We start from the raw sequence: 24,528 nt of genomic DNA, 5'->3' as shown, positions 1-24,528 counted from the left end.
TGGAAATTCAATTAGTTGGGGCAGCCTGCCCATTAATGTGGGATAACAAGGGTGAGCAATTTCCTCAATATCCGCATAGTCTGGTCTGTGAAGCTTTCAACTGAGTTGGAGGAGGCCGTTTTATTGCCATAGATCATCGTAAATATGGCTTTTTGATCGTAGGTAGACTCTTCCGTTGACAAGAAAAGATGAATGACAGAGATCCCCTTTTTTTCGGTTTCCATTACAGCTTCCGCAGTATCGAGGATTCCATTTCGATCGTAGCCGTACGCGGACGGTTCACCATCCGAGAAAATCAACAGAAACTTATTCTTCTCTTGTCTAGGTGCAAGCTGATTTGCCATCCATCTAATTGCGAACCCATCACGATTATCTTCATTCGCATCGAATGATAAAATCGACATGCCGTTATCCTTATTTCGATCAGTGAATGTATGCATTCGGCCAAACACATTCGGTTGTATTTCATTTGAGGCATTATAGGCATCTTCATAATATGATGAAATCTCATGGTTGATGTCAAGTTGACGTAAGACATCGTGAAATAACAGAACTGCCTTTTTCGTCTCATCTAACTTATCAATCATCGATGCTGAACCGTCGACAAGTAGTCCGAATACTGCATCCAATCTTCCGGAAGGCGCATTTTTTCGGTAAAACGGTTTCGGTCGTTCATCGATGACCATTGTTGTCAATTTCGTTGAGAGTCTTCCTTTCATAAGATGCTCTCTTTTCGAATCCTCTTTCAAGTCGATTCGTTTCTTCATTTCCCTGACAAAAGAACGGACGTATGGTTTCTGCTCTTCACGCCAAACAATAAGTTTTTGACGGTTTTCAATATCATTGACAACATCCAGCCGTTGTTCTTCATAGACAACGTTTACATGCTCTTTTCCGAACATTTTACCAGCTTTCAACTTTTTATCCTGCTTTTCGGATTTATCACTTTCCTCTTCCGACCAATGATCAAGATCATTTCCTTCAGATTTTCCAAAACCCATTTCTTCTATTTCCGCATCTTCGTTTCCAGGCGTTCCATTCGTAGCATCACTCGTTCCTGAACGGCCATGCTCGAGCTCGAATTCTAAGTGGACACCCGATTCATTTTCATTCTCGCGATGCCATGAACGAAACACTTCCTCAATGGTCTCTTTCGGTTCCTCTTCCCCTTTTTCAGCGTCAAGCATGCCGTCATGGTAGTGGAACATTGAATTTTCTTCTGTGATAGAATCCCCTATGGAATAATACTGATGGACAAGATCATTGTCTATCATCATTTCGACGATAGCCGTTATTCTTCTCGCTATATACGTATTGTCTTCCGTGCTAGTAGATTCAAAAGCCCGTTGTAACACGGATTGAATGAGTCTATAGTCAATCTGTCCCCAGTCCATCGAAGTGTTTGTAAACATCCCTTCATGTAGGGAAATAAATAGCTGGTTCATCATAGCATCGGCAAAAAAACCTTTTTGCATGTTCGAAGACAACCCACTTCGGTGAAAGTAGATATAAGCTTCTCTTCGTATGTTAAATGCGGTTGTCGTTCCAGGTCTTTCCTTTGTAATCGCATCGATTAATCGGAATTCTTCAAGCATCGATAGAAGTTCGATGGTAAACTTTCGCAGTGGATGCAAACTATATTCACGGGTTAACTTGAGCCATGCGTTAACACTGAATCGTTTCCAATAACCTGCTGTCAAAAGATAAATATCAGAAAGTCGACCTGCATGAATTACCTCTTCCGACCGATGACGCCAAAAGACACTCATTGAAATAACGCCTTCTTTTGGCCGGAACTCAAGTAGTTTTCTTTCCGTCAATTCAAGAAAAGGGGCATCTGCAAGAGCTTTCGCTAATCGGTCGTATACTAACAACGTCCCAGCATCGACCGTTTCATCATTAAATTGAATGAATCGATTCATCTTCACCATAACAATCGCCTCATCTCACCCAAGTATCCACAAGTTCCATGACCAATCTACGTTCAATCTTATCGTCCAGTTTCTCTGCTATGGCGTATTGCACAGCCCGTTTCACAGGAATATGCTCCGCAAGTGCAATCGCATCGAGCAAGCTTCTGACTGATGCTGCCTCGTCCGATAATAATCCGTTTATCACTTGATTTTTTAAGTCATTCCCGATATTCAGCATCACATCAACTAACTGCATAGAGGCGCTTGGATATGTATCCTGCATGACCATTTTTAACTGCTCCCCGTTTAAGTAAGGAATAGAAAATGACACAAAGCGGTTTTTTAAAGCTTCATTCATTGGTGATGTTCCAACATACCCTTCATTAATCGCAGAAATGACGGTGAAATTATCGTGTGCATGTATCACTTCGTTTGTGAATGGGTTTGTTAACATACGTCTATGATCAAGTACACTATGGAGAATAGGTAACGTTTCAGGTCTTGCCATATTGATTTCGTCGATGTAAAGGATATGTCCTTTTTTCATCGCCTGAATGACCGGCCCTTCGACGAATTCAATCACTGTTTCCCCACTTTTACTAATGATTGTTTTAAAACCAAGGAGGGATTCCGCATCAAGATCGACTGAACAATTTACACTTTGCATTGGCTGTTGAAAAAAATGTGAAACCGTTTGCGCAAGCTTTGTTTTTCCTGAACCAGAAGGCCCCTTCAAAAGAACCGGTTTTTTCAATACGATACTAACGAGTACATCTTCCCATATGAAGGGATTGGGAGAAACATAGCCGCCTTGCTGTATTAGCTTCTTAGCCACTTCTTCGTGACTACTGTTAACTCGAAGTTGTTGTTCTTGTTCTATGAGTGAATTCAAATGCTTTCCTCCTAGTATAGCCAGTGCTAATTTTTACTGATTAAAGTTAAAAACCCGCTACACCAACAAGTGGGTACCGGGTTTGCTTTTCATTCAAAATATGTTTTGTAATAGCCGCCGACTTTTCCGGTATTGTCGAGGATGAAAATGAACTCTTCTGTTTCATTTTTCACTTCATACTCTTTCCCAGGTGTCAGGACATTATTTACGACATACTTTTTGGCATCCGCATGTTTACAAACAACAGTACGCAGTGCGGGAGCCGTCGTCCAATCTTTAAATGTCAAAACAACTCACACCTTCCATTCGATATGAATAAGGAAAAATCGGCCCAAAAACGATGGGCCGATTGTATTCCTTTTTACGATCCAAGTAATAGATCTTCTGGATTTTCAATCAATTCTTTTATCATCTTCAGGAATCCAACTGAATCTTTACCATCAATTACACGATGATCATAAGAAAGAGCAACATACATCATCGGACGAATTTCAACATTGTTACCAATAGCAACTGGGCGTTTTTGAATCGTATGCATGCCCAGGATTCCGACTTGTGTACCATTCAAGATTGGTGTAGAGAATAATGAACCAAATACGCCACCGTTCGTGATTGTGAATGTTCCGCCTGTCATGTCAGCGATTGTAAGCTTATTGTCTCGAGCTTTTTTCGCAAGTTCACCAATTGAAGCCTCGATTTCCGCAAAGTTTTTACGATCAGCATCTACAACGTTTGGTACGACAAGTCCACCTTCAGTTGATACAGCAATACCGATGTCATAGAAGTTCTTCAGAAGAATTTCATCTCCATCGATTTCTGAGTTCACGTATGGATATTTTTTAAGTGCAGCAACGACCGCTTTCGTGAAGAATGACATGAAGCCAAGACGAACATCGTTTTTCTCAAAAAATTGGTCTTTTTTACGTGAACGAAGCTCCATGATGTTTGTCATATCGATTTCATTGAACGTTGTTAACATCGCTGTTGACTGTCTTACTTCAAGAAGACGTTTTGCGATTGTCTGGCGACGACGTGTCATTTTTTCACGTGTTACACGACCATCCTCCTGAACAGCCGCTTTTGGTGCAGGAGTTGCTGCAGCTGGTTGTGCTTTTGGAGCTGTACCGTGTGCTTCAACATCTTGTACACGAACACGGCCCATAGGATCTACAGGTGACACAGCTGCTAAATCAATGCCTTTTTCACGTGCTAATTTACGAGCTGCTGGACTCGCAATTGTACGATCCGAACTAGTTGTGTCTTCTTCAACTACCGACGCTACGGGTGCTGCTTCTACTTTTTCAACGGGTACTGCCGTAGGAGCAGATGGAGTTGCTGCCAGTGCACCAGATCCTGAACCAACGATTGCGATAACTTGACCAACTAGAACTGTGTCGCCTTCAGCTGCGAGATGTTCTTGAACAATTCCCGCTTCCTCCGAAATGACTTCAACGTTTACTTTATCTGTCTCAAGCTCAACGATGAATTCACCCTTTTCAACACTTTCACCTGGCTGTTTTAGCCATTGTGCAATCGTTCCTTCCGTAATCGATTCTGCCAGTTCTGGTACTATGATCTCTGCCACAATAAATTCCTCCTCTAATGTATACGTTCCAATAAAGTTAATCTTCAATCAGTGGGGGAGTTCCTCATTCCCCACTGATTGTGAGTTTAACCATTCGGGCTTTAAAGCGCAATCGAACTATATTCCGCAAGCTCTTCGGGCAATTGATCCCCAACCGATTCTTCTTGTTTCCTCGAAGACTTGAAGTGGGGATCTTACTGCCCGTTAATACGGGACAAATAATTTAAACTTATTTCAAGTTCTTATTTCTTCAATGCTGCATCAAGGATACGGTTTTGTTCAGTTTTATGTGATCCTCCGTCACCCTCAGATGGGCTTGAGCGATGAATTCGCCCAACGTAGGAAACTTTTTTGTCTCCTGCAATTTCGCGGATATAATTATTTGCGAATAACCATGATCCCATGTTTTTCGGTTCTTCTTGAACCCAAACAAGGTCTTTGGCATTCGGGTAGCGAGAAATGATGTCTTCGATTTTATCGGCCGGGAATGGATAAAGCTGTTCCACGCGCACGATATGAAGATGATCGAAACCTTTGCCGTCTTTCACACGCTCGGCAAGGTCAATCGCCATTTTACCACTCGCAAACAAAACTTTCTCTACTTTTTCTGCCTTCTTGCCTGTACCCGGTTGCTCGAGTACTGTCTGGAAATGACCTTCTGTCAAATCAGTAACATCAGCCCCGACGAGCGGATGACGCAGAAGTGATTTTGGTGACACAATGACAAGTGGACGCATCGATTTATCACCCAACATTTTCGCTTGACGGCGAAGAATATGGAAGTAATTCGCAGCACTTGACAGATTGGCTACTGTCCAGTTATTTTCAGCACAAAGCTGTAGGTAACGTTCTACTCTTGCACTCGAGTGCTCAGGGCCTTGGCCTTCATACGCGTGCGGCAATAGCATGACAAGTCCGGATTGTTGTCCCCATTTCGAATAACTCGCTGACACGAATTGATCGAACATGACTTGTGCCATGTTTGCGAAGTCACCATATTGTGCTTCCCAAATGGACAACGCTTTTTGTTCCTCTAGATTATAACCGAACTCATAACCGACAATCGCCGTTTCCGTTAACGGGCTATTATAAGCGACAAATGACGCTTTCGAATTGCTGATATGATGAAGTGGAACAAGTTCCTCTCCCGTTTTCTCATCATGTAAGACAAGGTGTCTATGCGCAAACGTTCCACGCTGGACGTCTTGACCTGTCAAGCGAATTGGATTGCCATCTTGAAGAATTGTTCCAAATGCTAGTGTTTCTGCATGTGCCCAGTCAATCTTCCCTTTGCCATTGAAGGGTTCCTCACGTCGTTTTAAGATACGCCCCAATTTCCCAAATACGTTAAATCCTTCAGGGTATGTAAGCAATTCTTCATTAATTCGACGAAGATTCGATTCTTCAGCACCAGTTTCAAGATCTCTCGGGTAACCTGCCAGCACTTCTGCCGGTGTGGCGTTTGAAACTGGTTTAGCTTGTGCAGATTCTGCTTTTACTCTGTCGTATGCTGCTTGCATTGTTGCAAATACATCCGAATCGAGTTTCGTTACATCTTCTTCAGTCAAAATACGCGTAGCTGCAAGTTCTGCTCCATAGAGTTCACGTACAGTCTTATGCTCATGAATTGAATGATACATAAGTGGATTCGTCACAAGCGGTTCATCCATTTCATTATGACCATAACGGCGGTAGCCAAGTAAATCAATCAGAATGTCTTTTCCAAACTTTTGGCGATATTCGAACGCAAATGATGCTGCGGCAACAACCGATTCAGGACTGTCTGCGTTAACATGTAGTACGGGTACTTCATATCCTTTTGCAAGGTCTGAAGAATAATGCGTCGATCTTGAATCGAAGTGTTCAGTTGTAAAACCAATCATATTGTTTGCGATGACGTGAATAGATCCACCCGTCTGGAATCCACGTACTCGGCTGTAGTTAAATGTTTCAGGAACAATTCCTTCTCCTGGAAACGCTGCATCGCCGTGTATGAGTACTGCGTATGCTGCTTTCATATCTTGTTCTGGAACCCCTGGACGATTAATATCTTCCTGGGCTGCTCTCGTTTGGCCTGTAATGACCGGATTCACAACTTCCAGGTGAGATGGGTTATAGGCAAGGAAACGTTCCATACCGGATTGGCCTTTATATAATGCACCCATATGGTATTTCACATCACCAAACCATCCACGTGAAGTGGTAACTGACCCGTCAGTCGGCAGGAATGCTTCCTCAGGGACTCCAGCAAATTGCGCAAACATCATTTCATACGGTTTGTTCAAAATATGTGTAAGTACGTTCAAACGGCCACGGTGTGCCATTCCAATCAATACTTTCTTTGTTTTTTCTTCTTCAGAACGGCGTACAAGTTCATCTAGTAAGACAACAAGTGTATCGAGACCTTCAATGGAGAAACGTTTTGCTCCAACGAATGTACGGTGAATAAATTTCTCGAATCCCTCGATTTTTGTCAATCTTTCTAAAAGTGCTTTCTTGTCGTCATCAGAAAGCTTTTTGGAGATTGCTCCACTTTCAATTTTCGTTTGAATCCAGTTTCTTTCTTCTTCATCGATGACGTGTGCGAACTCATAGGCTGTTTTCCCTGTATACAACGACTTCAAATAGTTCACTGCATCTAGTCCATTATCTACACTTGCAGGAACATTTTCGAAGAATAGGGATGCCGGCATCGTCAGTAAATCACGTTCCGACAGTCCATAGTAGGAAAGTTCGAGTCGAGTTGAATCTTTCGGACGATCATTTAGCGGATAAATATCTGCTGCAAGATGTCCATATGTGCGGATCGCGTCCTGCAACTTATAAGCGGATAGCACCTTACCCAAATTACCCGGTGCCACTGCCCCAACTGCTTGTTCCTGTTTTTTGTCACTTAACACCGGTGCTCCGTAACGGCTGAACATCTCAGCAAGTTCGGTATCGACCGATTCAGGTGATGTTTTAAACAGTTCGTACATTTCCATCACATACCCAAGGTTTGGACCCGAAAAAACAGCGTACGGGGAACGTTGGGAATCAACATTGTTCGACATGTAAAATGACCTCCACATTTGCCAATCGGCATATTGTGTTTATATTTTTTTATCCGTATTAATTTTACCATGCAAACACCTTAACTAAAAGGGTTTAGTGTTAAATTAATTACTTTTATATCGTAAACCACATTACACCCGAATTACATTTCTTGCAACCCATAATAAAAACAGATATAAAAGCTCGATTAACCAAACCAGCTATTTTCGGTGTGACAAAATCATTTCGACCATCTCTTCCGGGGTTTTTGATGCTGGAGTATTTTTCATATTCGTTATAAGATTGTCTTTTTCTTGCTTAAGTAAGTCGAATTCATCGGATAAAGGTTTAAGCCCCACATCTTCTTCTGCGATGACATGCGCCAATTCAAGTGATTTGAAATGAGAAGCGTTTAGAATCTGATCTCCCCTACTTTTAGCTGCTGAGAGCGGTATCAAGAGCATAGGCTTTTTCAACGCTAATAACTCAAAAATCGCATTTGAACCAGCTCTGGAAACAGCAAAATCGGATGCTGCCAATAAATGTGGTAAACCTTCCGTCACGTATTCAAATTGTGTATAGCCGGTTGTATTCTCGAGTGTCTCGTCAATATTTCCTTTTCCGCAGAGATGGATGAGTTCAAAATTCTGTAAAATTGCAAGAAGGTCTGAACGGACAGCTTGGTTGAGAACTGCTGAGCCTTGGCTACCTCCCATGATGAGAAAAACAGGCTTTTCTCCTGACAAACCAGCGATACGTAATCCTTCTTCCCTTACTCCAAGGAATAGCTCGGGTCTGATGATGGCACCCGAACACGTTGCTTTTCCTTCAGGTAAATAGTTTACTGTCTGTTTGAACACTGTAAATATATGATTAGAAAAGGGTAATGCGAGTTTGTTCGCAAGGCCGGGTGTCACATCCGATTCGTGGATGACGACAGGTATTTTCGCCATTTTCGCTGCTAATACAACCGGTACTGAAACAAACCCGCCTTTTGAAAAAATAATTTCCGGCTTGAGTTTTCGTATGATTGAAAATGCTTGTAAGACCCCCGCACCCACCCGAAATGGATCTGTAAAATTTTTCATGGAAAAATAACGTCGTAATTTCCCACTTTGGATGATGTGATAAGTCACTTCAGGGTGACCCTCGCCTATCAACTCTCTTTCGATTCCCTCATGCGAGCCGATATAATGGATCTCATAACCTTTTTCACTTAGTACAGGGATAAGCGCTTCATTTACGGACACATGCCCCGCTGTGCCGCCCCCTGTTAATAAAACAATCGGCCTTTTCACAGCCACTCACCTCTTCTATTTTTTAAAGATTGACTTGTTATCTGTACTTCATTTGCTATTATAGCAAATGAATCATGGTACAATGGTAGTTAATTGTGAAATAAAGGGTGATTTTTTTGAATACTGAACTTCCACTGAAGAAAAAGTCGTTGAGATTAGCTACGATTGTTATGCCAATTCTCATCACGCAAGTCGCGCTGTATTTAATGACGTTCTTCGATATTCTTATGACTGGACGATATGATACATACCATCTTGCAGGCGTCACGATAGGTTCTTCGTTCTGGATACCTGTCTATACAGGGCTTGCGGGCATCCTAATGGGGCTTACACCAATTATCGCCCAACACATCGGCGCGCGCAGTAGAGAAAATGTCCGACCCGCTGTACAACAAGGTCTTTACGTTTCGATTGTGTTGTCGGCCATTGTCTTTGCTCTCATTCTATTCGCTGTTGCACCAATTCTCGGGGCTATGCCACTTGAAGCGGAGGTTCGCATTGTTGCTGCGGATTATCTAAAAGGAATGAGTTATGGTTTACTCCCTTTATTCGCCTATACTGCGTTACGATCATTTTTTGATGCGCTAGGTGCAACGCGGGTATCTATGTTCATCATTTTACTATCCGCCCCCATCAATGTCTTCATTAACTATCTACTGATTTATGGGAACTGGGGCTTTCCAGAGCTTGGTGGTGCCGGCGCGGGTTATGCGTCTGCGATTACGTATTGGCTCGTTTTCTTGATTGCTTGTTCAGTCGCATGGGCGGGGAAACCATTCGCCCAGTTCAACCTGTTTAAAGGTTGGGGTAAGATTTCATTTATAAGATGGAAGGAAATCCTGTTCATCGGCGTACCCATTGGGATTTCGATATTTGTAGAAACGAGCGTTTTTTCTGCGGTCACCCTATTGATGAGTAACTACACAACTGCTGTTATTTCTGCGCACCAGATTGCACTTAATTTCACGTCATTGCTCTATATGATTCCACTTAGTATTTCGATGGGCGCAACAATACTCGTCGGGCAAGCAGTTGGTGCGGGTCAAATGCGAGATGCCAAACATTACAGCTTTCTTGGTGTCGGACTGGCCATCGCTTTCAGTTTTGTCTTCGTCGCGATTCTACTAATGTTTAGGGAACCGATTGCATCCCTCTATACGACGGATGGACACATCATCCAATTAGCAGTACAGTTCTTCCTATTCGCTGCACTCTTCCAGTTATCCGATGCAATCCAGGCACCTGTGCAAGGAGCATTACGCGGTTATAAAGACGTTAATATGACGTTCATCATGGCCATTATATCGTATTGGGTACTTGGTTTGCCGATTGGTTATCTGACGGCGACGTATACAGAACTTGGGCCGTACGGTTATTGGGTTGGTCTCATTGCGGGTCTAGCGGTCGGAGCAATTACATTGACAGCCCGTCTCCGTTATATTCAGAAAAACAAATTCAATTGAAGAAAAAATCCCGCTGCCGATTAAAACGGTGCGGGATTTTTTGTTTGTCCTTACGCAAAATACTCCGAACTTAGTTCATGATTCCAGTTCGGGCGATTTTCGCTTCAACTTTGACTTGTATATCCATTTTCGAAAAAGTTTCTTGCCAGTTCCCTTTTTTCCAAAGCTCTGGATGAAATGCACGTACATTCTGCCCTAATCCAATGGCATCACTTTTAGCTTCTTGCAGTTTATTTATTACTTTTTGAAAGTCTTTCGTCAATTCCTTGGAAAGGAATTTTTCAATGTCAGTTACCGTTTTTTTCTTTTCCAGATGATCATGCGCAAATTCTTCAACAGCAAAATTATATTTATATGTCAGATTGACTTTTTCATTTGTTATTTCCCATTTTCTTTTATGCCGAATATACTCAACAGTAATCGGATATTTTTCACCATTTTCTCCCCATCTATAAGTGAACTGGGCATTCTTTTTTGAACCTTTCTTCTGTAATACTGTTAAAATTGTTGATTCTTTAAGGTTGAGGGTATATCCCGAAAATACTCTTTCATTAAACAACGCAAGCCCTGAAACCTCTGGAAAGCCCGTTTTTTCAGAGGTTCGGATAGTAGGCAGAGCCAAATCCCTTCCCTCATCGAACAGATACTTACTTGCCTGTTGCAAATCAATGTCTGGAATAATCGAAAATTTAATCGAGGTTTCAAGGAGGCCTCTGTAAAAATCGGGTGCGTCCACTGGAAGTGTATCCGCCTTTTCGAAATTTTTACTTACTTCCCCTTCCACAATAGCAATTCTTCCACTTAACCGGTTACGAGGTGCCCTGAAGATTACATCGATGTGTTTATATAAATCATACTTTGCCATATTTTCGGAAATGAGCAAAACCTCGAGTTGAGAAATATCTAACATTTCGTCTGTGTGTGCAAATGCATTGTTTCGAGCGTCCCTCAATGATAGGCCTTCCCCTTCTGTCGTTGAATATGTAATGGCCCCATCCGAAATTACGGGAAATGAGTAATACGCCTCAACTTTCCCAGGTTCACCATCTATTCCGGCGAGCGGCACAATCGCCACCTCTTTATAGAGTATTTCATCCCAACAACCGGCAAGTAGAATACACGGAATAAGTAGAAGAAGTAATCTTTTCATGCTTTCTTCCTCCTGTTCACGAAGATAATAATGATCGGTAGGACGATGGCAAACAACAGATGTGCATAAATAATCGCTGCATTGAACTTCTCTGTAGCTGTTTTTGATAAACTCAACAAAGGTAGAAGAAGAAGGAGTATATGAAAAATAACAACACTTCTTTTCTTATGCTCTTTATAATGTAATCGGTGGACAAACAATGCAGTAAATGAAAAAAGCGTAATTGTTACAATGCTCCATGTCATCCAAATATATATGAAAAAAAGGTCCAGCCTTTCAACAAACGTCACATGTTGTGATTTCAAAATATACATTAGCGGTTCTGGAAGGAACTTCATTTCCTCCAACGTGAAATAAAGAAGGGTGATAATTACGCTAAATAGGAAAAAAAGCATCCAGATAAGCTGATAGATAACTAACGGCCATCCTTTTACCTGCTGATTTTTATCAACATATCGACGATAAATCAAGTACAATTCGATTCCGATAAATGCAAATTGTGCTTTTATCATTCCATCTGCCCATTGTAAAGGCGTAGCTTTACCGACTGGAAAAAGGTATGTCCACTCGAGTTCAGGCCAAGCCAGTAAAAGAAAGAGGAGAAATAATGGAATCATCGGTATGAGAATTACACTCAAATTTATAACTGTTTCCGCACGACTCAAATTAGCATATAAGGAGATACTGACCATTAATCCAATCACAACAAAATCTGGAGTTTTTGGAAAGGCCCAAACAGAAAGCGTATAATCGATATATGAAATGAATGATACAGTTAATAACAACCAATAGCCTTTATATAGCCAAGAAATAACTGGGCCTAATTTGAAATACTCATAATTATGTTCAAAAAAAAGAAGGACAGCATAGTGAAGCAAACCAGCAACCAAAAAGATAATCCAAGCATCCCTTCCTGTTGCTTTTATGAAAGGAGCTTGGAATGATATGAAAACCGCGCCTGTTTGTGCAACGAAAAGGAAAAGGAAGAACTGAATTCGTGAGAGATTAATATTCAAGTTTCCCCACCATTCCCGTCATCTCCATGCGTGAAGCTCTTTTGCTGTTTGCTTGGTTCAATATAAGGCATACGTAGAAACAAGTTTTTAAACCGAGAAGGATCAAACGGCACAATCGGTGAAAAGTAGGGTTGCTTTAAAGATGAAAGATTCATTAAGTGAATAAATAGGACTAGTGAACCAAGTACAATTCCAAAAAAACCAAGCGCAGACGCCGCAATCATGAAAGGAAACCGTATAATTCGTATCGTCATGTTCATTTCGACAGAAGGAACAACGAAGCTTGAAATGGCGGTCATTGCCACAACAATCACCATTAAGTTAGATACAAGACCTGCACTCACAATAGCATCACCTATAACAAGTCCCCCGACAATTCCAATCGTCTGCCCAATCGGAGTGGGCAAACGGATACTTGCCTCCCTTATGAGTTCAATAAATAATTCAAGAAGAAATGCTTCAACAACCGGACGATAAGGAATCTCATTAATGGCCATTTTCACTTTTTTACTAAGTTCCAAAGGGAGTATTTCCGAATGGAAACCGATGACTGCAATATAAAAGGCAGGCAGAAAGATTGCAGTCATAAAACTCATCAGCCTGACAATCCGATAAAAAGATCCGACGATAACTCGTCCATTAAAATCATCAGGTGATTGATAAAATGAAAAGAACGTTACGGGTGCAACAAGACATGTTGGCGTATGGTCTGTAAAAATCGCGATTTTTCCTTCTAAAAGATTTGGGACGACGCGATCCGGTCGTTCTGTATTCAAAAATTGTGGAAATGGAGACCATACTGAATCCTCTAAATAATCTTCAAGTTGGCCAGAACTATTTATAGCCTTTGTCTTAATTCCCTCCAGCTTATCTTTTAATTGCTCAACTACATCTTCATCAGCAATCGAATCAATATAAACATAGCTGATTTTCGTATTCGAATCTTCCCCGAGACAAATTGTTTGAACAACGAGATTTGGGATAGCGAGCCTTTTTCGAATTAGAGAGATATTCGTGTCGAACCCTTCTACAAATCCTTCATGCGAGCCGCGAATCACATGTTCATTATCCGGTTCATTTGGAGCTCGCATCCCAAATTTAGGGACGGAAATTTTCAATAATACATTTGTATCCGAAAAAATGATGGCGGCGGAACCTGAACAAACACTTTCAATAAGTAAAGATACGGAAAATGGATATGCGGACGATGTAGCAGTTTCCCCCCATTTAGGAAGATTGTCTTTTTCCCTTTGTCTAATCAGTTCCAACTGCTCATTCACTTGATTGGCCTCAGTCATAACTGTGTAATAACAAATAATCGCTGGCCCATTCCTCCACTCTGTTTCCTCAACAAAGAGGTCCGTTGAGTTATGGAATATTTTGCGTATGTATAGAACAAGTTCATCAGTCGAAATTGCTTCAGACATTTCTTCTCCCCCCTCTATGTAAAGTATATACAAGGAAATAGGAGTCTAAACGATACAACCCACGAATAAAATACGTATAATAATATTATGTAAACTAGTAGTATTCATGTAAAAAAGCTATCAAATCAACCTGTGTCAAGGGTCGATTTGATAGCTTTTATTAGTTATTTATTATTTTTGAATGAACTGTTGTGTCCAGTAGTTACCTGCTTTATCATACCCAATTCCGATATGTGTATAGCTAGCTTCTAATATGTTTTGTCTGTGTCCCGGTGATTCCATCCAACCTTTGACGACTTCCTCAGCTGTACGTTGCCCCATCGCAATATTTTCAGCTGCTGACCTGTACGTGATACCATTTGTTTTCATTTGGTCGAACGGTGAGCCATATGTTGGGCTCGTATGGGAAAAGTAGTTTTTTGAAGCCATGTCTGCCGATTTTTGACGAGCAGAGTTCATGAGCTTACTATCCGTTTGTAAAGGTGCAAGACCTGCTTTTTGTCTTTCTACATTCGTCAGATCAAGGACCGCTTTTTCAATCGCGGAAACAGAAGCGTCCTGCGTTGGTGCTGTTGCAACCGGTGTTGTTGGTTTAGGCTGCGGTGCTACCGGTGCAGTTGGCTGTGTAGGAGTGGTAACTACCGGCGCTACTGGTTTCGCTTTCGCTTTCGTTACCGGTACTGACGGTTTAGGTTGTTCCGCCGGTTTCGTAGGTGCCGCTTGTACTGTTTCTTTTCCGTAAGCCTTTTTCACGTTATTCCAATAGGATTTGGAATATTTTTGTGAATTGGAGAAGTTAAACTGCTGACCTCCCAAGACAACACAATTCGTGTACTGTGCTTTTTGCACCTGTACCTCCTTGTTAGAATAAGAAGCTTCTGCGCTGTTGTTGTTCGGTAGTAAGAGCGCCGAACCAAGCAAAATTACTGCAATCGATTTTTTCATCTCATTACTCCTCCCTTCGCAAACTAGCATAACGTCTATGAGATTCAAAATAACGGATAACTTTTCCATCTCGACCATTTCATCAGCAAATACCTGTAAACTAAACGTGAATCTCTTCCTAAATGGATACATTTGGGCAACTATCTTTATTTTTCAACAAAAAAGGGGTTGACGACTTTGTCACACCTTATATTCTCAAGACCTTCGCCAATTATAACGAGACGGGGTTCCATCTTCACATATTCAGGCAACCAATTAACCATGCCATATGCATATTGAAATAGAAATGGATTTTTAACACCTTTAATCGGAACATAGCCTTTCATCCTGTATACCGAATCAGGAAGGGATTTCACCCACCGCTCGAACTCTTCTCTATCTACGCTGTCGGAGAATGTGAGGAGCTTTGAGGAGAGAGGAAGATTTTTTCCGGATTGAATTGGTTTATCGCTGATTATTTTAGGTGCATTCAACACTTTTTCAATAAATGAAAAGGCTACTTTCGCATCGATTGTCTGAATGATCGGCACAGAATCATTAAAATTAGTCAATTCCATTGTCAATGTTGCCATTTCCCCTTCAGATAGAAGGTCAGATTTATTCGCTAGTAACAGATGGGCATGCCGGATCTGCTCCATGAATAAAACTCGGATTTGTGGAGATAGTTTGTCACGGTCAAGCCAGCGCCTTGAGTCGACAACCGTTACAATCCCTTTCACATCCAATCGATCCGCAAATAACGGCGAGTAAATGGCGTCTAGAGCTTCGACAGGGTGTGCTACACCAGTCGTTTCAATCAAGATGACGTCGATATCATCATTTTCTTCAAGTAAGCCTTGGAGCTGCGCTTCCGTTTTTTCTGAACCTGTACAACAGATACACCCGTCTAGCAACTCCTTCAGCGGAACTTCCCCCTCTCCTTTTACCGCATCTGAGTCAAAAGGCAAGGTTCCGAATTCATTCATTAATACGGCTGGCTTTTTTCCTTGTTCTTTCAATTGTCCGATTGTGTGGAGCAATAGTGACGTTTTCCCGCTGCCAAGAAAACCGCTCAATAAGTAAACATCTATCATATGTACACTCCTATTCATTAAGATAGGAAAAGCGTCCGTCCTACTAGCGGACCGGACGCTTTTCAGTTATTTTCCAACTTTTTTAAGCAAGACTTCTTTCGCTTTCATAAGTTGTGGATCATCATCTTTGATTTTCTTTCGCAATTCTTTCATCAGACCGAGCGTTGTATCACCCAATAAAATCCCCGTTGTTTCTAACGCCAGATCTTTTTGAAGTGTTTTCACAGCCTTTTCCGTCTGTTTATCAAACACGCCATCGACATCACCTGGATTGTAGCCAACCGCTTTCAACATTTCCTCAGCGGATTTCACGGTAGGAGATAGCATTCCTTCCTTCATCTCCATTGTTGGGTCGAGGAAAGGAAGCATCGCGTACGATGGATAAGGTACTTTGATATCTGGTTCGATGCCTTTTTTATGAATCCAATTCCCATCAGGTGTTAACCATTTCGCTGTTGTCAGTTTCAAGTTCGAACCGTCCGGAAGATTTTTTGGCGTCTGAACAGACCCTTTACCGAAAGACTTCACGCCGATAAGGGGTACATCAGCAGATTCTCTTAGGGCACCCGCCAATATTTCCGAAGCTGAAGCACTTCCTTCATCCATGACAAGCGCAACTGGAACTGCGACTTTCTGACTTCCAGAAGCAGTAACTATTTCTGTTATCTTTCCTTTTTCTTCGATTTGGAATAAATTCTTCCCGTTCTCTACAAAAAGATCTGAAATGTCGATTGCCGTGTCCAACCTTCCACCTGGATTTTGACGCACATCAACAATTAACCCCTTCATCCCGAGCTTCTCCATTTCATCGAGTGCTGCAAGGAGTTCTTCGTACGTACCATCGGAAAAACTTGTGATATGGATATGTGCAATCCCCTTGTCCAGCATTTCGGCATAGACTGTTTCAATCGGAATGACGTCACGTCCAATTTTCAAATCGAATGGCTCGGCTGCTTCCCCACGTCTAATCGATAAAGTGACGGTTGTCCCTTTTTCACCCCGAATTAGGAGAACTGCTTCAGATGAAGACATTCCTTGGATGCTTTTTCCGTCAACCGCAATAATTAAATCATTCGGCAAAACCCCTGCCCGTTCTGCAGGTGAGTTTTTAATAGGAGAAACAACGCTAATATAGCCTTTATGTTCCTGTATTTCTGCACCAATTCCTACAAAGCTAGAAGAAATGCTCTCGTTTAGTTGCCGAGCTTCTTTTTCGTTTAAATAATCGGAATACGGATCACCAAGTGCATCAATCATTCCGTTAATTGCACCGTCGATGATGGCTACTTCGTCAATCTCATCGTAATAGTTGTTCTTCATTTCATCATAAGCATTGTATAGCTTTTTAAATTCTTTCCGTTCTTTCGCTGTCGTTTTTTGAGGATTTACAACTTCAACGACTTTATTATCACCTGTTGTCAACACGAAAAATGTTACGCTTGCTGTAGCAAGGACTAAACCAAATATAAGCATGACTAAGGAGAACGGTTTTAGTTTCACGTATTGTCTTACTGATTGTTGATCGGTTGGTTTATTTTCCTGACCGAAGTCAGAGTTCTCTTTTTCATCCATCCCATTCCCCACTTTCCGCTTTCATTGCTTAAGTTTGGTAAAAAAAGACCGCTACTTTGCGGGCGGTCCTTCGTCGTGATTAGTCTTGAATTGCTGCTTCTAGTGCTACCTCAATCATTTCGTTGAACGTGGTTTGTCGCTCCTCAGAAGAGGTTGCTTCACCTGTTAGAATATGGTCGCTCACCGTTAAGATTGACAATGCCTGACGTCCGTACTTAGCAGCAAATGTATAAAGTGCGGACGTCTCCATTTCAACTGCAAGGACTCCATACTGCGCCAATTTTTCATGGTCAACGCTATCATTATAAAAGAAATCTTCTGTAAAGACATTTCCTACTTTCAATGCCAATCCTTTATCTTCCCCTGCTTTGTACGCTTTCATGAGAAGATTGAAATCAGCAGTCGGAGCGAAGTCTATTCCGTTAAAGAATGTTTTGTTAATTGGTGAATTGGTTGTAGCACTTTGTGCAATAATGACGTCACGTAATTTAACATCTTTTTGTATTGCCCCACAAGTGCCAACCCGGATTAGTTTTTGAACGTCAAATTCCTGCATTAACTCCGTTATATAAATCGAGATAGAAGGAACGCCCATTCCTGTTCCTTGGACGGAAACACGCTTCCCTTTATAGGTCCCAGTGTAACCAAACATATTACGAACTTCATTGTATTGTGAAACGTCTTCCAAAAATGTTTCTGCGATATATTTTGCTCGGAGCGGGTCTCCAGGAAGCAAAATCGCTTCTGCGATGTCCCCTTTTTTTGCATTGATATGTATACTCATTTAAATTGCCTCGCTTTCAAATTTTCTTTTTCCATCATACATTCAAATACCGCATTATGCAATGAAGACACCGTTTCTCATTACAAAAAACGTTCCTCATATAATTTATATAATTCATCAAAAATGACGGAAGTTATTTCTAAATCGGCCTTTTCTTCTACATAGCGTGACAACACGTCAAATGCCTTTTCCTCTCTCGGAAAACTTTGGTCATTGAACATACTTTCCGCAAATACTGATTTTAAATCATTTTTCGCCCCACCACGGAATGATAGTACGAATCTGTAAAAAGAACGATCCATCCGTTCAACCCCTTCCAAGTCTTCTGTTTAAAAATACTTTAAGTACGTTTCGTACCCTTCCTCTTCAAACTTGTCTACAGGAACAAAACGAAGCGAGGCGGAATTAATGCAGTAACGTAGTCCATTAGCTTCTGGTCCATCAGGAAACACATGACCTAGATGGGAATTTGCCGTTTTACTGCGCACTTCAGTCCTTCTCATGCCGTGACTTGTATCGAAATGCTCTTCCACTTCCTCCGCTCCAATCGGCTTTGTAAAGCTAGGCCATCCACAACCCGCATCATATTTATCATTCGAACTGAATAGCGGCTTACCGGAAATGATATCTACATAGATGCCCTCATCGAAGTTGCTATTGTATTCATTTTGAAAAGGTGGCTCCGTTCCTTTTTCCTGCGTCACATGATACTGCATGTCCGTTAGCTTTTTTCTCAATTCCTCTGTCACAATTCTTCACCCCAATTGTCAGATTTAAAGCGTTCCCTACCTGAACCGGTCGCATATCGGTTATAATGTGTAGGGTTTTTCATGTAATAGTTTTGATGCCCTTCTTCCGCTGCATAGAAAGGTTTGGCTGGAAGAATTTCTGTCGTGATGGATTTATCGAATTTACCTGAAGCAGCAAGATTCGATTTTGATGTATCCGCAAGTTGTTGTTGCTCAGATGTATGATAGAAGATGGCCGTCTGATACGATTCCCCGCGGTCAAAAAACTGTCCACCCGAGTCAGTCGGGTCAATCTGACGCCAAAAAACGTCGAGTAGTTCCTGGTACGAAATGACTTCATCGTCAAACGTAATTTGGATTGCCTCCCGATGCCCTGTCGTATTTGTACAAACAAGTTCATAAGTCGGATTTGCGGTATCGCCCCCCGTATAACCTGAAATGACGGATAAGACCCCATCGTATCGGTCGAAAGGTTTCACCATACACCAAAAACAACCTCCTGCAAATGTAGCAAAGGCTTTCGTCATCTTCACACCTCCTCATTCTTTTGGAATAATGATTTCGAGAATAATTTCATCTTTAGCCAAATTGAACGCTTTCGCTTTCACTTGTAAATTACCTGAAACAGGGATTTTGGATAGGTCTATGAACAATTCCTCTTCTTTAGGCCGAACAATCATCCAAGGAGGTAGTTTTACCGAATCTCTTAAGACTTTTAAGACGGTTGAAGGTGGTATATTCAATCGTCCAATTTCCATGGATGATTGTTTCAAAATCAGGTTCCCATCTTCCTGCACAATCGGATCAAAATGCATAATAACTGGCAGTGTTTGCGAAAATACCGTCATTTCTGAAGATAGAATCACATCATCAGTGATTTTCATTATTACAGGGAGAGGCTCACCTTTTACAGCTTTCCGGATATAGGTGTTTGCAATTTCTTCAAAATCTTCTTTCGTCGCTCTCACAGTCAACACATTTTCAGCAGTATCCGCTATTTTCACTTTAGGTAGTGGAGTCGATTCGCCAGGATTTGCAATTAGGTAAACCAATGCTGCTGCGACAGCTGAGACAAGTCCAGCGAGTACAAAAAAACTTATTTTCCAACGATTCATGCGTTCAGCTCCTACAAATCCAATTGTCCATCCGACAGTTCTGGCAAACCGCATTTTTCAAGTTTTTCGTGGAACCGATCTGCCATCTTTTCATATCCTTTGGCGTTCGGATGAAAGAAATCGGTATGATACACCATGTTCGCATTCGAATCGAATAAATCCGCTATAGGAACAAAGCAAGACTTTCCATCCATGACTGTACGGACTTTGATGGCTTCATTCCAATCATCAATAATGTCTTCAAATTCATTTGTTTCATCCGTCACGATTGAAAACGGATTGTAAAGTCCTGCTACGACAATAATCGCATCACCATTTAACGCACGAATGGTACTAAAAAGTTCATCAAGTCTGCCTTCAAACTTTCCGAGTTCATCATAAAATGGCTCTGTTTTTAAATTGAAAAGGTTTGCCTTAACGACTTTCATTATGTCATTACCCCCAATGGTCAAGAAGATAACATCCGCCTTGCGCACAGATGATTGAATGTCAGTCTTTCCAAGCTGATCAATAAGCTGATCACTTCTTCGACCACGTTTTGCCAGGTTCTCTACATCGACATCCTTGACTCCTTTCCATTCAATCATCTTAGTCGTTATTCGACCAAAATAACCACCCTTTTTCAATTCATCTCCAACACCTTGTGTAAGTGAATCGCCTAAACCAATCACTCGTATCCGTTTTGGGATGAAATATCCTGGGATATCCCATTGTGTAAATGAAATTTCTGCACGTTTAGAGAAAGGTTCAGCCGTCTTCACATGCGATGTAGTGCAACCGGACAAAAACAATGAGAAGGCGATTACCATTATGAATATTCTTCTCATCTGAATAATTCCCCATTTCTATAAAAAAATTCATATCAAATACACCTTGGCGTATTTGCGTGCAGATTAAGTAAGGACCTTGCAAACCCCCACCACTTATTGAAGTGGAAGACTTCTGCTGAATGAAGTTGAATTAATTCGTGTAATACATGAAACCGATTGCACCTTCGCCCGTATGCGTGCTGACAATGGGCGTAGTGAATGTAAGTTTCACATCTTTAAAACTTGAATCCTCGATCAATTTTAGTAGTGGTTCTGCCATCGCCAACCCATTTGCATGTGAAATACCCACTCCACGAATAATTTTGCCCGCTGTCTCTTCCGTAAACGTTTTAAATAATTGCGAAACAACTTGCTTATGGCTGCGAGCTTTTCCCACTGGTGTGTAAACGCCATCCTGTAGCGTAGCAATCGGTTTAATATTCATTAATGAACCGATCATCGCACGACCTTTTCCAATGCGGCCGCCTTTGACTAGGTTATCCAAGACGTCAACGACAACGAACAGCGATGTCTTTTTTCTAACGACATTCAAATGCTCGACGATTTCATCGACTGACTTCCCTTGCTTTGCCATTTCCGCCGCTTCAATAACTTGAAACGTTAAGGCATGGGAAATGAACATCGAATCGATAACAGTTACTTTTGAAGTTGACATTTCTGCTGCCGCCTGAGCGGATTTCACTGTTCCGCTCATTCCGCCTGTCATATGTAAAGAAATAATCTCGCTACCGTCCTCACCTAGTCTGTCAAATAGTTCTTTGAAAACACCGGCTGCCGGTTGTGAACTTTTAGGTAGTTCGATTGAATCTCTCATCAAATTAAGAAATGAGTCTGGTTGTAAATCCACACCATCGATGTATGTTTTTCCATTAATATGGATAGTTAGTGGAACGATATAAAGACCGTACTTCTGAATGTCCTCTTCCTTCAAATCAGCTGTTGAGTCTGTAACGATATGAATATTTTTCACAACTTGCACTCTCCTTTAAAAGTAGATATTCTCAATCTATTCCAGTTAAAGTATACTCAATTATCACACTCAGGATTCACATCTATCTCCTGCAAACAGGGCAGCTCAAATCCTATTTTCAGCGTCCCTTTCATAGATTAGATATGAATAAGGAATACCGTCAGCTGAAAGAACGTCTTCTGAGGTAGATACTCGTTTCCAACCCTCGTCATAAGGCGGGAAAAATGTGTCGCCTTCAAAATATTTTTGGATAAGTGTGATATAGAGCCGATCCGCAATATCCAAAGCCAAGCTGAATATTTCCGATCCACCAATAATCATCACTTCATCCGCATACTCTTTCGCTTTTAAAATTGCCTCATCTAAGTCATGAACGACAACGATGCCTTCCGCAGTATACGCCTTATTGCGCGTCACAATGATGTTCAATCTGCCAGGTAAGGGCCTGCCAATCGATTCATATGTTTTTCTGCCCATTACCATTGCTTTTCCCATAGATACCTTTTTGAAGTAGGCGAGTTCTTCGGGAATATGCCAAGGCATTTTATTGTTCAGTCCAATGACCCTGTTCGGATCATGTACTACAAGTAATGAAATCATTGATATCTCCCTTTCGTTAAACAGCGATCGGTGCTTTAATTTTCGGATATGGATCATAATTCTCAAGTTGGATATCTTCCGTTGTCAAATCAAATATTGATTTCCCTTCAACTTGTAGTTCTAATGTAGGGAGTTTTTTGGGTTCACGAAGTAGCTGTTCATTCACTTGGTCGATATGATTTGTATAGATATGTGCGTCTCCAAGTGTATGAACAAACTCTCCAACCGCGAGTCCGCACTCGTGTGCGATTAAATGGACGAGAAGTGCATACGATGCAATATTGAACGGTACACCAAGGAATATGTCCGCACTTCGCTGGTACAGTTGACAGGATAGTTTGCCATTCGACACGTAAAATTGAAATATTGCGTGACAAGGCGGCAATGCCATATCTTCCACTTCAGAAGGATTCCAGGCAGTCACGATATGCCTGCGAGAATTCGGATTGTTTTTGAGGCCTTCAATCAAGTTTGCAATTTGATCGATTGTTCCATCGCCAGTCGACCAAGAACGCCATTGTTTACCGTATACCGGACCAAGGTCAGCATACTTCGCAGCGAATTCATCATCTGCCATTACACGTTCTTTAAATTGTGCCATTTCGGTCTTGTAAATCGCTTTAAATTCAGGATCTTGCGTGGCTCGAATTCCAAAGTTCACCATATCTGGTCCCACGTATTCAGCGCTCTTAACCCATTGTTCAAAAGCCCATTCATCCCAGATTGGATTTCGGTCTTTAATAAGCGTCTTCACATTCGTATCGCCTTTCAAAAACCATAATAGTTCCGATGTAATCAGTCGAAAAGCCGTTTTCTTCGTTGTCATAAGCGGAAAACCTTCCGCCAAATCGAAACGCATTTGATAGCCGAAGACACTAAAAGTCCCCGTACCTGTTCGATCTTCTTTCTTCGTTCCTGTTTCAAGAACATGTTTACATAAATCTAAATATTGTTTCATAGAAAAACCTCCTTACACTACTTTTTAGTATAACAAAAATGGACCGAGATGACATAGAAACACCGCCGGAAGGTTTAGGATAACCACTTCGGCGGTGTATTTTTGGACCAGTAGATGTCTCCAATCGAGTGATGAGCAACAAATCCGTCATCAGCAATGTGATAATGGAAGTTGAAGAAGTAACCATCTTGTGGTCGTTTCTCCGTTCGAACGTGGAAACGAATAAGGTCTTTTTTGTCATTCATATCTTGCACATGAAAGATTTTTTCAGCGTAATCTCCGGCGGGTCTTTCACTAATGGCAAGACGACGTTTATGAAGATCTCCAGAAGTCAGGAGAACAATCTGAATTGCTTCTTCGATTTTCGGGAAAATGACTTCATCAAATTCATTGGAAATAACCGGGCCGATTTTCGAACCGAATTTTGTATAAGATAACTCTTTTGCCGAAGCGACGAGGTTATCTACAATTAATCCCGACTGTTCTGGTAATTCTCGTTCAAAATCCGATTCGGCAAGGCTGTACTGAAAATCTGTATCGATTGATGGACGAATTGCTTGCTTCGCTTCATCTTTACCCTGTAAGCTCGTCCAAATTTCATGATTAGGTGAAATAGCACCAAATGTCAATAATGCAACAGCAATGATGAGTGTTTTTTGTAACCATTGTTTCATTTGAACATCACCTTCAATTATTCGAATTTTTTAATAGTGTTAGTCAATCAGACGAAATGGTGCGTAAAAGGTTTCTTCTTTCTTATTTTCATTGTACAATAAAGACGTTGAGAAATGCACGTTTTTTTGAAGGAGGTACTTACTGATGGATGTCCAATTGTTTATCGGTATCGGAATGCTCGTATTGGTCCTATACTTAAGTTCACTGAACTTCACTCATTGATAAGAAAAGCGCAGGTGCCTGTTCAGAGGCGATAGGCATAAGACGGGTTGGCGAAGCGGCGTTCTTTGCCGCACAGCCGAACTGGCTTATGACCCGAGCCTCTAGGCACCGGAGCCTAGACATTAAGAAAAGCGCAGGTGCCTGTTCAGAGGCGACAGGCATAAGACGGGTTGGCGAAGCGGCGTTCTTTGCCGCACAGCCGAACTGGCTTATGACCCGAGCCTCTAGGCACCGGAGCCTAGACATTAAGAAAAGCGG

At 41.5% G+C, this 24,528-nt stretch carries 23 protein-coding genes; 1 reads left to right on the top strand and 22 read right to left on the bottom strand.

Annotation, left to right across the window (positions count from 1 at the left end):
* Nucleotides 1-32 precede the first annotated feature (32 nt).
* The 6 genes from H4683_RS08985 to H4683_RS08960 all read right to left on the bottom strand — a co-directional run bounded on the left by H4683_RS08985 (nt 33) and on the right by H4683_RS08960 (nt 8,721).
* Entirely contained in the window at nt 33-1,931 is a 1,899-nt protein-coding gene (locus H4683_RS08985; protein WP_192598510.1) for a vWA domain-containing protein, read from the bottom strand.
* A 10-nt stretch (nt 1,932-1,941) separates the two neighbouring features.
* Nucleotides 1,942-2,805: an ATP-binding protein gene (locus tag H4683_RS08980; RefSeq protein WP_192598509.1), complete on the bottom strand. Its 864-nt coding sequence runs from the start codon at nt 2,803-2,805 to the stop codon at nt 1,942-1,944.
* A gap of 89 nt (nt 2,806-2,894) precedes the next feature.
* Nucleotides 2,895-3,092: a DUF6501 family protein gene (locus H4683_RS08975; RefSeq protein ID WP_192598508.1), complete on the bottom strand. Its 198-nt coding sequence runs from the start codon at nt 3,090-3,092 to the stop codon at nt 2,895-2,897.
* A 74-nt stretch (nt 3,093-3,166) separates the two neighbouring features.
* Entirely contained in the window at nt 3,167-4,390 is a 1,224-nt protein-coding gene (gene odhB, locus H4683_RS08970) for a 2-oxoglutarate dehydrogenase complex dihydrolipoyllysine-residue succinyltransferase (protein WP_192598507.1), read from the bottom strand.
* Nucleotides 4,391-4,632: 242 nt separating this feature from the next.
* Nucleotides 4,633-7,443 carry a 2-oxoglutarate dehydrogenase E1 component gene (locus H4683_RS08965; protein WP_192598506.1) on the bottom strand — a complete coding sequence of 937 codons (2,811 nt, stop codon included), beginning with the start codon at nt 7,441-7,443 and terminating at the stop codon, nt 4,633-4,635.
* A gap of 201 nt (nt 7,444-7,644) precedes the next feature.
* The gene (locus H4683_RS08960; RefSeq protein ID WP_192598505.1) at nt 7,645-8,721 is read right to left on the bottom strand and encodes an undecaprenyldiphospho-muramoylpentapeptide beta-N-acetylglucosaminyltransferase; all 1,077 of its coding nucleotides are present in this window, start codon (nt 8,719-8,721) and stop codon (nt 7,645-7,647) included.
* 116 nt (nt 8,722-8,837) lie between these two features.
* Between H4683_RS08960 and H4683_RS08955 the strand changes: the two genes are divergently transcribed.
* Entirely contained in the window at nt 8,838-10,184 is a 1,347-nt protein-coding gene (locus H4683_RS08955) for an MATE family efflux transporter (protein WP_225941998.1), read from the top strand.
* A 70-nt stretch (nt 10,185-10,254) separates the two neighbouring features.
* Here the strand turns inward: H4683_RS08955 and H4683_RS08950 are convergent, their stop codons facing one another.
* The 16 genes from H4683_RS08950 to H4683_RS08875 form a co-directional block, all read right to left on the bottom strand.
* Nucleotides 10,255-11,334, bottom strand: a complete 1,080-nt coding sequence (locus H4683_RS08950) for a Ger(x)C family spore germination protein (protein WP_192598504.1) — start codon at nt 11,332-11,334, stop codon at nt 10,255-10,257.
* Nucleotides 11,331-12,350, bottom strand: coding sequence for a GerAB/ArcD/ProY family transporter (locus H4683_RS08945; protein WP_192598503.1), 1,020 nt, complete (start codon nt 12,348-12,350; stop codon nt 11,331-11,333). The genes H4683_RS08950 and H4683_RS08945 overlap by 4 nt, the downstream gene beginning before the upstream one ends.
* Complete coding sequence (locus tag H4683_RS08940; protein ID WP_192598502.1) at nt 12,347-13,777, bottom strand: spore germination protein; 1,431 nt, start codon at nt 13,775-13,777, stop codon at nt 12,347-12,349. Before H4683_RS08940 ends, H4683_RS08945 begins: the two co-directional genes overlap by 4 nt.
* Nucleotides 13,778-13,948: 171 nt before the next feature.
* The gene (locus H4683_RS08935) at nt 13,949-14,722 is read right to left on the bottom strand and encodes a CAP domain-containing protein (protein WP_192598501.1); all 774 of its coding nucleotides are present in this window, start codon (nt 14,720-14,722) and stop codon (nt 13,949-13,951) included.
* A gap of 146 nt (nt 14,723-14,868) precedes the next feature.
* Nucleotides 14,869-15,795 carry a CobW family GTP-binding protein gene (locus tag H4683_RS08930; protein WP_192598500.1) on the bottom strand — a complete coding sequence of 309 codons (927 nt, stop codon included), beginning with the start codon at nt 15,793-15,795 and terminating at the stop codon, nt 14,869-14,871.
* A gap of 66 nt (nt 15,796-15,861) precedes the next feature.
* Complete coding sequence (locus H4683_RS08925) at nt 15,862-17,367, bottom strand: lmo1851 family serine protease (protein WP_192598499.1); 1,506 nt, start codon at nt 17,365-17,367, stop codon at nt 15,862-15,864.
* Nucleotides 17,368-17,446: 79 nt separating this feature from the next.
* Nucleotides 17,447-18,151 (bottom strand): purine-nucleoside phosphorylase, encoded by a 705-nt coding sequence (deoD, locus tag H4683_RS08920; RefSeq protein ID WP_192598498.1) that lies wholly within the window; start codon nt 18,149-18,151, stop codon nt 17,447-17,449.
* Between the two features lie 80 nt (nt 18,152-18,231).
* Nucleotides 18,232-18,453 (bottom strand): YozE family protein, encoded by a 222-nt coding sequence (locus H4683_RS08915; protein ID WP_192598497.1) that lies wholly within the window; start codon nt 18,451-18,453, stop codon nt 18,232-18,234.
* Nucleotides 18,454-18,480: 27 nt separating this feature from the next.
* Nucleotides 18,481-18,867, bottom strand: coding sequence for a peptide-methionine (R)-S-oxide reductase MsrB (msrB, locus tag H4683_RS08910; protein ID WP_192598576.1), 387 nt, complete (start codon nt 18,865-18,867; stop codon nt 18,481-18,483).
* Between the two features lie 29 nt (nt 18,868-18,896).
* A complete protein-coding gene (msrA, locus tag H4683_RS08905) occupies nt 18,897-19,427 on the bottom strand; it encodes a peptide-methionine (S)-S-oxide reductase MsrA (RefSeq protein WP_192598496.1) in 531 nt (176 codons plus the stop codon).
* Nucleotides 19,428-19,439: 12 nt separating this feature from the next.
* Nucleotides 19,440-20,015: a YpmS family protein gene (locus H4683_RS08900; protein ID WP_192598495.1), complete on the bottom strand. Its 576-nt coding sequence runs from the start codon at nt 20,013-20,015 to the stop codon at nt 19,440-19,442.
* A gap of 11 nt (nt 20,016-20,026) precedes the next feature.
* Nucleotides 20,027-20,842: an SGNH/GDSL hydrolase family protein gene (locus tag H4683_RS08895; RefSeq protein ID WP_192598494.1), complete on the bottom strand. Its 816-nt coding sequence runs from the start codon at nt 20,840-20,842 to the stop codon at nt 20,027-20,029.
* 133 nt (nt 20,843-20,975) lie between these two features.
* Nucleotides 20,976-21,815: a DegV family protein gene (locus H4683_RS08890; protein ID WP_192598493.1), complete on the bottom strand. Its 840-nt coding sequence runs from the start codon at nt 21,813-21,815 to the stop codon at nt 20,976-20,978.
* 105 nt (nt 21,816-21,920) lie between these two features.
* Nucleotides 21,921-22,415, bottom strand: a complete 495-nt coding sequence (locus tag H4683_RS08885) for a dihydrofolate reductase (RefSeq protein WP_192598492.1) — start codon at nt 22,413-22,415, stop codon at nt 21,921-21,923.
* Nucleotides 22,416-22,431: 16 nt separating this feature from the next.
* Nucleotides 22,432-23,373, bottom strand: a complete 942-nt coding sequence (locus H4683_RS08880; RefSeq protein ID WP_192598491.1) for a thymidylate synthase — start codon at nt 23,371-23,373, stop codon at nt 22,432-22,434.
* A gap of 74 nt (nt 23,374-23,447) precedes the next feature.
* Nucleotides 23,448-24,047 carry a YpjP family protein gene (locus H4683_RS08875; protein WP_192598490.1) on the bottom strand — a complete coding sequence of 200 codons (600 nt, stop codon included), beginning with the start codon at nt 24,045-24,047 and terminating at the stop codon, nt 23,448-23,450.
* Between the last annotated feature and the right edge of the window lie 481 nt (nt 24,048-24,528).

It is taken from the genome of Sporosarcina limicola (assembly GCF_014873855.1).
In the GTDB taxonomy this organism is placed as follows: domain Bacteria; phylum Bacillota; class Bacilli; order Bacillales_A; family Planococcaceae; genus Sporosarcina; species Sporosarcina limicola.
Note: the sequence above shows the minus strand (reverse complement) of the source record. Positions and strands in the feature narration are given on the sequence as shown.

Excerpts from the sequence above, each read along its gene's own strand:
- H4683_RS08985 (WP_192598510.1), bottom strand. The coding sequence starts at position 1,931 with ATGGTGAAGATGAATCGATTCATTCAATTTAATGATGAAACGGTCGAT.
- H4683_RS08965 (WP_192598506.1), bottom strand. The coding sequence starts at position 7,443 with ATGTCGAACAATGTTGATTCCCAACGTTCCCCGTACGCTGTTTTTTCG.
- H4683_RS08950 (WP_192598504.1), bottom strand. The coding sequence starts at position 11,334 with ATGAAAAGATTACTTCTTCTACTTATTCCGTGTATTCTACTTGCCGGT.
- H4683_RS08940 (WP_192598502.1), bottom strand. The coding sequence starts at position 13,777 with ATGTCTGAAGCAATTTCGACTGATGAACTTGTTCTATACATACGCAAA.
- H4683_RS08935 (WP_192598501.1), bottom strand. The coding sequence starts at position 14,722 with ATGAAAAAATCGATTGCAGTAATTTTGCTTGGTTCGGCGCTCTTACTA.
- H4683_RS08930 (WP_192598500.1), bottom strand. The coding sequence starts at position 15,795 with ATGATAGATGTTTACTTATTGAGCGGTTTTCTTGGCAGCGGGAAAACG.
- H4683_RS08925 (WP_192598499.1), bottom strand. The coding sequence starts at position 17,367 with ATGGATGAAAAAGAGAACTCTGACTTCGGTCAGGAAAATAAACCAACC.
- deoD (WP_192598498.1), bottom strand. The coding sequence starts at position 18,151 with ATGAGTATACATATCAATGCAAAAAAAGGGGACATCGCAGAAGCGATT.
- H4683_RS08915 (WP_192598497.1), bottom strand. The coding sequence starts at position 18,453 with ATGGATCGTTCTTTTTACAGATTCGTACTATCATTCCGTGGTGGGGCG.
- msrB (WP_192598576.1), bottom strand. The coding sequence starts at position 18,867 with ATGCAGTATCATGTGACGCAGGAAAAAGGAACGGAGCCACCTTTTCAA.
- msrA (WP_192598496.1), bottom strand. The coding sequence starts at position 19,427 with ATGACGAAAGCCTTTGCTACATTTGCAGGAGGTTGTTTTTGGTGTATG.
- H4683_RS08900 (WP_192598495.1), bottom strand. The coding sequence starts at position 20,015 with ATGAATCGTTGGAAAATAAGTTTTTTTGTACTCGCTGGACTTGTCTCA.
- H4683_RS08895 (WP_192598494.1), bottom strand. The coding sequence starts at position 20,842 with ATGAGAAGAATATTCATAATGGTAATCGCCTTCTCATTGTTTTTGTCC.
- H4683_RS08885 (WP_192598492.1), bottom strand. The coding sequence starts at position 22,415 with ATGATTTCATTACTTGTAGTACATGATCCGAACAGGGTCATTGGACTG.
- H4683_RS08880 (WP_192598491.1), bottom strand. The coding sequence starts at position 23,373 with ATGAAACAATATTTAGATTTATGTAAACATGTTCTTGAAACAGGAACG.
- H4683_RS08875 (WP_192598490.1), bottom strand. The coding sequence starts at position 24,047 with ATGAAACAATGGTTACAAAAAACACTCATCATTGCTGTTGCATTATTG.